This window comes from Cobetia sp. MMG027 (assembly GCF_027947415.1).
Classification (GTDB): domain Bacteria; phylum Pseudomonadota; class Gammaproteobacteria; order Pseudomonadales; family Halomonadaceae; genus Cobetia; species Cobetia marina.
This window is the reverse complement of record NZ_JAQJIO010000010.1, coordinates 109,012-119,993: the sequence shown is the minus strand read 5'-3', so window position 1 is coordinate 119,993 and position 10,982 is coordinate 109,012. Positions and strand designations below refer to the sequence as shown.

7 protein-coding genes are annotated in these 10,982 nt (G+C 63.5%); 5 read left to right on the top strand and 2 right to left on the bottom strand.

The features are described from left to right. The first annotated feature begins 206 nt into the window (after positions 1–206). Positions 207–2,723, top strand: a complete 2,517-nt coding sequence (locus tag PJK54_RS14545; RefSeq protein WP_271303230.1) for a penicillin-binding protein 1A — start codon at positions 207–209, stop codon at positions 2,721–2,723. A gap of 134 nt (positions 2,724–2,857) precedes the next feature. Next, positions 2,858–3,622 carry a DUF481 domain-containing protein gene (locus tag PJK54_RS14540; protein ID WP_103751453.1) on the top strand — a complete coding sequence of 255 codons (765 nt, stop codon included), beginning with the start codon at positions 2,858–2,860 and terminating at the stop codon, positions 3,620–3,622. A gap of 101 nt (positions 3,623–3,723) precedes the next feature. Here PJK54_RS14540 and PJK54_RS14535 read toward each other — a convergent pair whose 3' ends face one another. Both PJK54_RS14535 and rpmE read right to left on the bottom strand, forming a co-directional pair. After that, positions 3,724–4,992 carry a malic enzyme-like NAD(P)-binding protein gene (locus tag PJK54_RS14535; protein ID WP_077377933.1) on the bottom strand — a complete coding sequence of 423 codons (1,269 nt, stop codon included), beginning with the start codon at positions 4,990–4,992 and terminating at the stop codon, positions 3,724–3,726. A gap of 438 nt (positions 4,993–5,430) precedes the next feature. After that, a complete protein-coding gene (gene rpmE, locus PJK54_RS14530; protein WP_077377930.1) occupies positions 5,431–5,643 on the bottom strand; it encodes a 50S ribosomal protein L31 in 213 nt (70 codons plus the stop codon). Positions 5,644–5,861: 218 nt separating this feature from the next. Between rpmE and PJK54_RS14525 the strand changes: the two genes are divergently transcribed. From PJK54_RS14525 to PJK54_RS14515, 3 genes are all read left to right on the top strand, one after another. After that, positions 5,862–8,129: a primosomal protein N' gene (locus PJK54_RS14525; RefSeq protein WP_442870686.1), complete on the top strand. Its 2,268-nt coding sequence runs from the start codon at positions 5,862–5,864 to the stop codon at positions 8,127–8,129. Between the two features lie 240 nt (positions 8,130–8,369). Continuing rightward, positions 8,370–10,055 (top strand): arginine--tRNA ligase, encoded by a 1,686-nt coding sequence (argS, locus tag PJK54_RS14520; RefSeq protein WP_077377924.1) that lies wholly within the window; start codon positions 8,370–8,372, stop codon positions 10,053–10,055. Positions 10,056–10,058: 3 nt separating this feature from the next. Continuing rightward, on the top strand, positions 10,059–10,712 hold the full coding sequence (locus tag PJK54_RS14515) for an SPOR domain-containing protein (RefSeq protein ID WP_077377921.1): 654 nt from the start codon (positions 10,059–10,061) through the stop codon (positions 10,710–10,712). Positions 10,713–10,982: the final 270 nt, after the last annotated feature.

Below are 10,982 nucleotides of genomic sequence, written 5' to 3'. Positions count from 1 at the left end.
CGGGCCGCCGCTTCCCGTGCGGCACCGCCGCGGCACCCTCTTCTGCTGAGAGGTTACATTATGTTTCGCAGAATAACACAACAGACGCGCAAGACAGGGTTCAACGCTGGCCGCATCTGGACCCGCTACTTATAATGCCCCAGCAATGGAATTGCCAATCCCCCGCAGCCACCCGCCTTTCATTACCCACGGACCCTGTCTTGCCCATGAAGCTATTGAGACGACTATTTTCGCCAGTGTTCTGGCTGCTGCTGTCACTGTGTGCTGCGGGATTGCTGGCCATCGTCGGCGCCTCCCTGTATTTCGCACCTGGCCTGCCCGATGTTCACCAATTGCAGGATACCAAGCTGCAGACGCCGCTGCGCATCTACACCCGTGACGGCAAGCTGATCGGCGAATACGGTGACCAGCGCCGCATCCCGGTCACCTTCGACGAGATCCCCGAGACGTTTGTGGACGCCCTGCTCGCGGCCGAGGACAGCAATTTCTTCTCGCACCCGGGCATCGACCCCAAGGGCCTCGCGCGTGCCGCCGTCCAGCTGGCTTCCAGCGGCAGCATCCAATCGGGCGGCAGCACCATCACCATGCAGGTCGCGCGCAACTACCTGCTGACGCTGGATCAGACGTTCACGCGCAAGATTCGCGAAATCCTGCTGTCACTGCAGATGGAGCAGATCCTCTCCAAGCAGGAGATCCTCGAGCTCTACGTCAACAAGATCTTCCTGGGCCATCGCGCCTACGGGATCGCGGCTGCGGCACGCACCTACTATGACAAGTCTCTCGATGAACTGACCCTGGCCGAGCAGGCCATGCTGGCAGGCCTGCCCAAGGCCCCCTCCAGCTTCAACCCGCTCACCAACCCTCAGCGCGCCCTGATCCGTCGCAACTGGATCCTGCTGCGCATGAAGGAACTGGGCTATATCGAGCCTCAGGCCTATGACGAGGCCGTCAAGGCACCGATCACCGCGGCACGCCATTACACGCGCCCGGAAGTCGAGGCGCCCTACGTCGCAGAGATGGCCAGAAGCTTCGCGGTCGATCGTTTCGGTGACAAGGCATATACCGACAATGTGCGTATCACCACGACGCTGGACAGCAAGCTGCAGCCGCAGGCTCGCGATGCCTTGATCAAGGGCCTGATCGACTATGACACCCGCCATGGCTGGCGTGGCGTGGAGGAATCCGGTATCGCGGCGTCACTGGCGGAAGCTCAGGACCAGACCGATCAGGCCGGCCTCGAAGAAGAGATCTCTCGCTCTCCCGAAGTGCTGGAAACGGCCAGACAGGCCGCCCAGAAGAGCGAGAAGCGCATCGAGGGCATCGACCGCGATGTCTCCAACTGGCTGAAAGTGCTGGATCGCACGCCGGACTATGGCCCGCTCGAAGCCGCCATCGTGGTGGAAAATGATGGCAAGCAGATGAAGGTCCTGCTGGCAGACGCCAGCCTGGCCACGATTGGCTGGGACGGCCTGAAATGGGCTCGCGAGTACAAGAGCTCCCGCTGGCGCGGTGGTGTACCCGGCTCTGCCGCCGAGATCGCCCAGGTCGGCGATCTGGTACGCGTCATCAAGGAAGATGATGGCTATCGCCTGGGTCAGCTGCCGGATGCCCAGTCGGCCATCGTTTCACTGGACCCGGAAAGTGGCGCCATCCTCGCACTCCAGGGCGGCTTCAGCTATTCCGCCAGCAAGTTCAATCGAGCGATTCAGGCACGTCGTCAGGCCGGCTCCATCTTCAAGCCGTTCATCTACCTCTCGGGGCTCGAGCAGGGCGGCATGTCACCGGCGACCATCATCAACAATGCTCCGGTGGTCATGCAGGATGGCAACAAGGTATGGCGCCCGGAGAACGCCGGCGGCAAGTTCACTGGCCCGACCCGGATCCGCGTTGGTCTCTATCGCTCCCTGAACCTGGTGTCCGTGCGACTGCTGCAGACCGTCGGTCTCGAGAAGACGCTCGACTTCCTCGTCAAGGTGGGCTTCAAGCGCGAAGAGCTGCCCAACGGTCTGTCACTGGCACTGGGCAGCGCCTCACTGACACCGCTGGAAATGGCCCGTGCCTACGCCGTACTCTCGAACGGCGGCTTCCGTGTCGAACCCTGGTACATCGACACCGTCACGCGCGGTGACGACGAGACCGACTACGAAGCTCATCCGGCCGTCGCCTGCGCCAACTGCACGCCGGGCATGGTGACCGTCAATCGTGATGGCCGTCAGTATCCGCTGGCCGAGCGCATCGCCTCGCCGGAATCCATGTACCTGATCCGTGACATGATGGAAGACGTCATCAAGCGCGGCACCGGCCGTGGGGCCCTGACGCTTGGTCGCGATGACCTGGCCGGCAAGACAGGGACCACCAATGACCAGCGTGATGCCTGGTTCTCCGGCTTCAACAGCAAGCTGGTCGCGACCGTCTGGGTCGGCAAGGACTCCAATGACACCCTCGCCGAGTACGGTGCCCAGGCCGCGCTGCCCATCTGGGTCGACTACATGCGTGGCGCCCTCAAGGGCATGCCATCCGCCAGGATGGAGCGCCCCGATGACATCGTGAGCGCGACCATCGACCCGGAGTCCGGCAAGCGCCTGCACAGTGGTCAATCCGGCGGCGTCAGCGAGCTGTTCCGCAAGGACAATCTGCCGCCCTACAAGGAACGCACCATCCGCAAGGAGCTGGAGCAACAGAGCGGCTCAGAAGGCACCGGAACTTTCGAGGCCATCTTCTGATCTGAAGCAGGTCACCTGCGCCCGTCCACACCGCGCGCAGTGAGGTGAAAGAAGAGCGACCCATGGTCGCTCTTCTTTCATCCATCTGGCCTCGCTGTCCTTCAATGCCCCCTTTCACCATGCCCGGAGTCTGCATGCTTCACCCATTGCCCACACTGCGCATGACCCTGCTGCTGTGTCTGGCCCTGAGCCCGCTTCGCGAGGCCAGTGCCGATGATGACCTCTTCTACGCTCCCCCCGCCGCCAGCGAGGATTCCGAGCCATTCAGCGGTCAGGCCGAGCTGGGCTTTACCAAGCTCTCCGGCAACTCGAACAGCGAAACCTTGCTGGGCAAGGCCCGCCTGTCCTGGCACCTCAAGCCCTGGACCCACACCTTCCGCATGGAAGCCAAGCATGTGTCCAGCAGCGGCGAGACCACCACCGAGCAGTACCTGATCGGTCAGCGTGAGCGCTATGACCTGGGGCGTGATCGCTATGCCTTCGGGCTGCTGCGCTGGGAGAAGGAGCGCTTCTCCGGCTATGACGATCAAGTCACCTCCATCGGGGGGTACGGGATTCGCCTGCTGTCAGGCCCTGAGCACAATCTCTCTGTCGAGGCGGGTCCGGGCTATCGCTACGACAATATCACCGAGGGGGATCACGAGAACTATCTCCTCGGTTACACGGCCATGGATTATCGTTGGCAGCTGTCTGATACCTCGAATTTCGAGCAGCAGTTCTCGGTGGAAGGTACCCGGGACAACATCATCAGCCGCAGCTATACCGCACTGACCGTCTCCATCAACTCCAGCCTGGCCTTGAAGCTCTCCCACGAGATCAAGAACAACACCAGCCCGCCGGATGACACGGACGCCAAGACCGACACCACCACCGCCGCCTCGATTCTCTACAGCTTCTAGTGCGCCACTGAAAGTTGTTGGACAGACAGCAAAAAGCCCTCGCCGGACATCTCCGACGAGGGCTTTTTCTTCAGCACCCCGCAAGCGGGGCCCGATGACGCTTAGCCGTAGACCTGATCCGCATTGGTCAGCGGGTAATGCGCCGGATAGGGCTTGCGCGCGACACCGGAATCGATAGCGGCTTGCGCCACGGCAGCCGGCAGACGCTCGAGCAGACGCGCATCCATCGGCGTCGGGATGATGTACCCCGGACCGAATTCGAGGCTGTCGATCTCGTAGGCATCCAGCACGTCCTGGCTGACCGGCTCGCGAGCAAGGTCCTTCAGCGCGTGAACGGCCGCCAGCTTCATCTCTTCATTGATGCGTGTGGCTCGCACGTCCAGCGCACCGCGGAAGATGAACGGGAAGCCCAGCACGTTGTTGACCTGGTTCGGGTAATCGGAGCGCCCCGTCGCCATGATGACGTCCGGACGCGCTTCGCGAGCGGTATCCGGATGGATTTCCGGATCCGGGTTGGAGCACGCGAACACGATCGGCGTGTCAGCCATCTTCTTGAGCTGCTCGGCCTTCAAGAGATTGGGGCCGGACAGGCCGACGAAGACATCCGCACCTTCGATGACATCATCCAGCGTACGCAGCTCGGTCTCGGTGGCGAACATCGCCTTGTACTGATTCAGGTCATCACGGCCGCTGTGGATCACGCCCTTGCGATCGAGCATGAAGATGTTCTCGACCTTGGCACCACTGGAGACCAGCAGCTTCATGCAGGCAATCGCGGCAGCACCGGCGCCCAGGCAGACGATACGCGCGTCTTCCAGGGACTTGCCGGCGATATCGAGTGCGTTGAGCATGCCGGCAGCGGTGACGATGGCCGTGCCGTGCTGGTCATCATGGAAGACCGGGATGTTGCACTGTTCGATCAACGCCTGCTCGACTTCGAAGCACTCCGGTGCCTTGATGTCTTCCAGGTTGATGCCACCGTAGGTGGTGTGGATGCGACGCACGGTATCGATGAAGGCCTGCGGGCTTTCCGCATCGATCTCGACGTCGACGGAGTTGATGCCAGCGAAGCGCTTGAACAGCACGCCCTTGCCTTCCATGACCGGCTTGGAAGCCAGCGGCCCGAGATTGCCCAGCCCCAGGATGGCGGTGCCATCGGAGATGACGGCGACCAGGTTGCCCTTGCCGGTATACAGGTAGGCATTTTCCGGATCGGCAGCAATCTCGCGGCACGGCTCGGCTACACCCGGGCTGTAGGCCAGCGCGAGGTCCTTGGCAGTTTCTGTCGGCTTGGTCAGCTCGATGGACAGCTTTCCGGGAATCGGTTCGGCGTGATATTGCAGTGCTGCTTTCTTCATGGCATCAGACATGCGTGTCATCCGGTATTTTAGCGGGGGTTGGCTGTGACCAGAATATAGAAAAACCCCCTCGCGAACAACCAACGCAACTTGTTGTTATGAAAGGAATTAATACGGATGTTTAAAAACTGTTTTAGCCATTCGTCTAACGTTATGGATGCCCCACTCAGTCATAAACCTTTCCTTATCACTGACGGGTCGGCGTGGCGTTTCGCCCCGCGTATCTCATGAAAATCCGCGCAATGACTGCGCGCATCCGGCGCCGGAAATGGAAATGCCTCCTGCGTAGAGGGGTGATGCGTTGGTGGCGCTGGAATAGTGCCAGCTCGGCACCAATCCCCTCACCTGCATCGAATGACAGACACAAAAAAACCCGCTCGCAAGCGGGTTTTTTCGTTGATGGCGCTGCGCGATGCACAGCGCCATGCAAGCGACAAGCAGCTGAAGGTATCAGCGCTTGATGGCAGCACCGAAACGCTTGTTGAAGCGCTCGACGCGGCCACCGGTGGTAGCCTGCTTCTGCTTGCCGGTGTAGAACGGGTGGCACTCGGAGCACACGTCCAGCGCGAAGGTCTGCTTGGAAGTGGAACCGATTTCGTGCTGCGCGCCGCAGGAGCAGGTTGCGGTCTGGCGCTGGTAGTCCGGATGGATACCCTGTTTCATGGTGTGTAACCTCAGGTCGCTGTGCACCGCCACCTGATCGATTGCCAGGCACCGTACACGGGTTTTGGATGTAACCGGTCATTCCGCCGACTCCGACGGAAGGCGACGCATTTTACCAGCCATCTGCGACAAGACCAAACTTTGTGACGTTTATTGCCGGCAACACTCTGTAGACTGCGTGGCGTTTTCCTCTCGTCTTCTCATTCTCTCTTCCTCGGATGCCTTGCGTGCCTGACACCAGCGACAAGACTGCGACTCACCTGCCCGGACGTGTACTGGGCATCGCGATTCCCGGCCCCCTGCGCGACCTGTTTGACTATCTGCCAGCACGCCAGCCACCTCGCCATGGCTGGCAGGTCGGTCTGCGCGTGCGCGTCGAGTTCGGCCGTCGCCAGCTGGTCGGGGTGATCGCGGAGCTGCGCAGCGACTCAGCCTTTCCCATCGAGAAGCTCAAGCCCGTCAGCGAGGTGATCGACGAAGCGCCATTGCCGGCCGACTGGCTGTGGATATGTCAGTTCACCGCACGCTATTACCAGCACTCACTCGGCGACACCTTCGCGCAGGCGATGCCATCGCTGCTGCGCCAGGGACGTGCCCTCGAGGCACGCACCCGTGAGCGCTGGTCACTCACCGACAAGGGGCGTATCACGGTGCCGGCCAGCCTCGGCCGCGCGACCCGCCAGATCGCACTGCTCGAGCTGCTCGCTCAGCACCGTCATGGCCTGGTACACAGCGCGATCACCGCCCAGGGCTTCACCCGCCAGCAGCTGGAAACCCTGCGCGGTCGTGGCTTCATCGAATCACGTGAAGAGCCTGTCACCGGCGCCACCCCGGAGCAGGCCAGCAAGGGCGTGCTGGCCGAGCCCAGCCTGGCACTCAATGACGAGCAGGGCCGCGCGCTCTCGCGCCTGCATGAAGGCCTGAGTCGCTTCTCCCCCACGCTGCTGGAGGGCGTGACCGGCTCCGGCAAGACCGAGGTCTACCTGCAACTGATCGAGGCGGTGCTGGATCGCGGCGGCCAGGCTCTGGTGCTGGTGCCCGAGATCGGCCTGACGCCCCAGACGCTGGAGCGCTTCCGCAGACGTTTCCGCGTCCCCCAGGTGATGCTGCATTCCGGCGTCAGCGATGGCGAGCGCCTCGATGGCTTCGAGGCGGCACGCAGCGGCCGCGCGCGCATCGTGATCGGCACGCGCTCCGCCATCTTCACGCCGATGGCAAAGCTCGGGGTGATCATCGTCGACGAGGAGCACGACGGCTCCTTCAAGCAACAGGATGGCCTGCGCTATCACGCCCGGGATCTGGCGCTGGTACGTGGCAAGCAGGAAGGCATCCCGGTAGTGCTCGGCAGCGCCACGCCGTCTCTGGAAAGCCTGCGCCATGCCCGCGAAGGGCGCTTCACTCACCTGCATCTGCATCAGCGTGCCGGGCGCAGCCAACCGGCACGCCTGCACCCGATCGACCTGCGCGGCCGCATGACGCTGGGCGGACTCTCCACCCAGAGTCTGGACGCCATCGAGAAGCGCCTCGCCCAGGGCGATCAGGTGCTGGTATTCATCAATCGGCGCGGCTTCGCCCCGACGCTGACCTGCCATGCCTGCGGCTGGATCGCCGAATGTGACAACTGCGACGCACGCATGACCCTGCATCGCCATCCCCCGCAGCTGACCTGCCATCACTGCGAACGCACCCGCCCGCTGCCGGATGCCTGCCCGGCCTGCGGCAGCGGCGATGTTCGTCCGCAAGGCGCGGGCACCGAGCGCACCGAAGAGCTGCTCGGCGAGAAATTCCCAGACGTGCCGGTGCTGCGCATCGACCGCGACAGCACCCAGCGCAAGGACGCCATGAGTGAAGCGCTGGCAGTGATCCGCCGTGGCGAACCCTGCCTGCTGGTCGGCACCCAGATGCTGGCCAAGGGCCACCACTTCCCCCACGTCACGCTGGTGGTGGTGGTCAATGCCGACAGCGGACTCTACGCCGCCGACTTCCGTGCGCTGGAGCAATCCGCCCAGCTGCTGGTGCAGGTCGCGGGGCGTGCCGGACGCGCCGAACGCCCCGGTGAGGTGCTGATCCAGACCCGCCATCCGGAAGACCCCAACCTGCTGACACTGATCCAGGCCGGCTACCCACAGCTGGCCGGCGAGCTGTTGGAGGAGCGCCGCATCGCGCAGTTGCCGCCGTTCAGTCATCTGGCCTTGCTGCGCGCCGAAGCCACCGATCAGCAGCAGGTCGAGCAGTGGCTGTTGAAGGTAGGAAGCGCCCTGCGTCAGCACATCGACAGCGCCGACCTCAAGGTGGACTGCCTCGGCCCGGTACCGGCGCCGATGGAGCGCCGCCAGAATCGCTATCACGCCCAATTGCTGTTGCGCGCGGCGAAACGCGGCCCGCTGCATGAAGCCGCCGCCTGGCTGGTGACGCTCTGCGAGCAGGATCGTGACGCGCGCCGCCTGCGCTGGTCACTGGATGTCGATCCCATCGGCATGGCCTGAGTCTGGCAGGGGGACTCAGGCAGGTGTCGCCAGCCCCGATACTGAACTGACCACTATCCCGCCAGGACACGGATTGCGCCGTGATTGATCACGATGGTTTATGCAAGCCGCAGGATCGGTGATAATGCCCGCCATCGTGCAGCGACATCCGCACTCCCCCATTGCCCGCAGGCCTGATGCCTGCAACCGCCTGCTCCAGAGCACGCGGTGCGACCTGAGCCGTGAAGAGACCGATATTCCATGAAAGAGACGATCATCGAACTGCTGGGCCAGGCCCTGGATTCCCTCAAGGCCGACGGCACCCTGCCCGCCGACGCCAGCCCGCAGATCAAGGTCGACCCGACCAAGGACAAGACCCACGGCGACTACGCCAGCAACCTGGCGATGATGACGTCCAAGGCTGCCGGCATGAAGCCGCGTGAGCTGGCCGAGAAGCTGGTCGCCGCCCTGCCGGCCTCCGACGCGGTCTCCAAGGTCGAGATCGCCGGCCCCGGCTTCCTGAACTTCTTCGCCGAGACCGGGGCGGTGGCCGACATCGTGCGCCGCGTCTTCAGCGAAGGCGACCGCTTCGGGCACAGCGACGTGGGCGCCGGTGAGAAGGTCCAGGTCGAGTTCGTCTCCGCCAATCCGACCGGGCCGCTGCATGTCGGTCACGGGCGTGGCGCTGCGGTCGGCGACGTGCTGTGCCGCCTGCTGGCCGCCACCGGCCACGACGTCACGCGCGAGTTCTACTACAACGACGCCGGCGCCCAGATCAACAATCTGGCGCTCTCCGTTCAGGCACGCGCCAAGGGCCTGGGCCCGGATGACGCCAGCTGGCCGGCTGATGGCTATCGCGGTGACTACATCCGCGAACTGGCCGCCTCCTACATGGCCGGCGATACCGTCGAAGCCGATGGCAAGCAGGTCACGGGCGCCGCGGAACCTGACGATCTCGACGCCATCCGCGTCTTCGCCGTCGCCTACCTGCGCCATGAACAGGATCTGGACCTCAAGGCCTTCGGCGTCGAATTCGATGTCTACTTCCTCGAATCCTCGCTCTACCGTGACGGCAAGGTCGAAGACACCGTCAAGCGCCTGGTCGACAACGGCTATACCTACGAAGACGATGGCGCCATGTGGCTGCGCACCACCGACTTCGGGGATGACAAGGACCGCGTGATGCGCAAGCGTGACGGCGGTTACACCTACTTCCTGCCGGACGTCGCCTACCACCTGGACAAATGGCAGCGTGGTTTCACCCAGGTCATCAATGAACAGGGTGCCGACCACCACTCCACCGTGACTCGCGTGCGTGCGGGCCTGCAGGCCCTCAAGGCCGGCATCCCGGAAGGCTGGCCGGACTACGTGCTGCACCAGATGGTCACCGTGATGCGCTCCGGTGAGGAAGTGAAGCTCTCCAAGCGTGCCGGCAGCTACGTGACCCTGCGTGACCTGATCGAGGAAGTCGGCCGCGACGCGACCCGCTACTTCCTGGCGGCGCGACGTGCCGACTCCCAGCTGACCTTCGACATCGACCTGGCCCGCTCCCAGTCCAACGACAACCCGGTCTACTACATCCAGTATGCCCACGCCCGCGTGCACAGCGTGCTGCGCAAGGCCAGCCGTGAAGACAAGGCCTTCGATGAATCTCTGGCCATGGCGCAACTGTCCTTGCTGACCAGCGATCAGGAAAAGGCCGTGATGAATCGCATGGCCCAGTTCCCGGACGTCGTCACCCACGCCGCCAAGGTGCGGGAACCGCAGCAGGTCGCTCAGTATCTGCAGGACCTCTCCTCTGACTTCCACACCTGCTACAACGCGGTGAAGGTGATGGTCGAGGACGACGCGACCCGCAACGCGCGCCTGGCGCTGGGTCTGGCGACCGCTCAGGTCATCCGCAACGGCCTGGCCCTGCTGGGTGTCAGCGCTCCCGAGGAGATGTAAGCCATGGCTGCTCGCCGCCCCGCCAGCAAGAAGCCCGCTTCCCGTCAGGGAGCCAGCCCCCGCCGGCAGCCCGCCGCCAGTCAGAGCCGCGGCTTCCCGGGGTGGCTGTGGGGGATCGTCGGTCTGGTCGCCGGCTTCGTGCTGGCTCAGTATTTCCAGCAACAGGCGCCGCGTCTGCCGGTGGCTGCCATCGTGCCCAAGGCCAACACTCAGCAGAATGGTCAGCAGGCCGCACAACAGGGTAGCCAGCAGGACAAGGCATCGCAGAAGGACACTCCCGAAGAGAGCGGCGGCAGCATGCCGACCTTCGAGTTCTACACCCTGTTGCCGGAAACCGAGGTGATCGCCCCCAAGGTGGATGAGTACAAGTCCACTCCGCGTCCGGGCAGCGCCGAGAGCACCAAGAAGTCCGAGGCTTCGCTGACCAACTACATGCTGCAGGCGGCCTCCTTCCGCGAGATGTCCGATGCCAGGAAACTGGCCGGCAAGCTCAAGGATCTCGGCCTGCTGGCCAAGGTCAGTGACGTCAATGCTTCTGGCGGTACCGTCTGGCACCGGGTGCAGGTCGGCCCGTACAAGGACACCCGCGAGCTCAACCGCGCACAGGATCTGATGAACACCCAGGGCATCGAGCCTCTGCTGATCAAGCTGCAATGACCTCGGCATGACGCCACAGGCCAACGGGCCCGCTCACATGTTGAGCGGGCCCGTTGCGTAAAGGGCGCCAGCCCTCTGCACAACGGGCGTCAACGCTGAGTCGCCGATGACTTGAAACCCGCATCAGCGCCCCCATTTACAGCATTCCGGTGAGATATCAGACCGCGATCCGCCACGGTGGCAGTGACACGTCGCGGCAAGCAGTGGCAATTGCCAGACTGACGACCACCACCCGTTTTACGCGACGAGGCCCTGGCCTCGTCTGCCCCG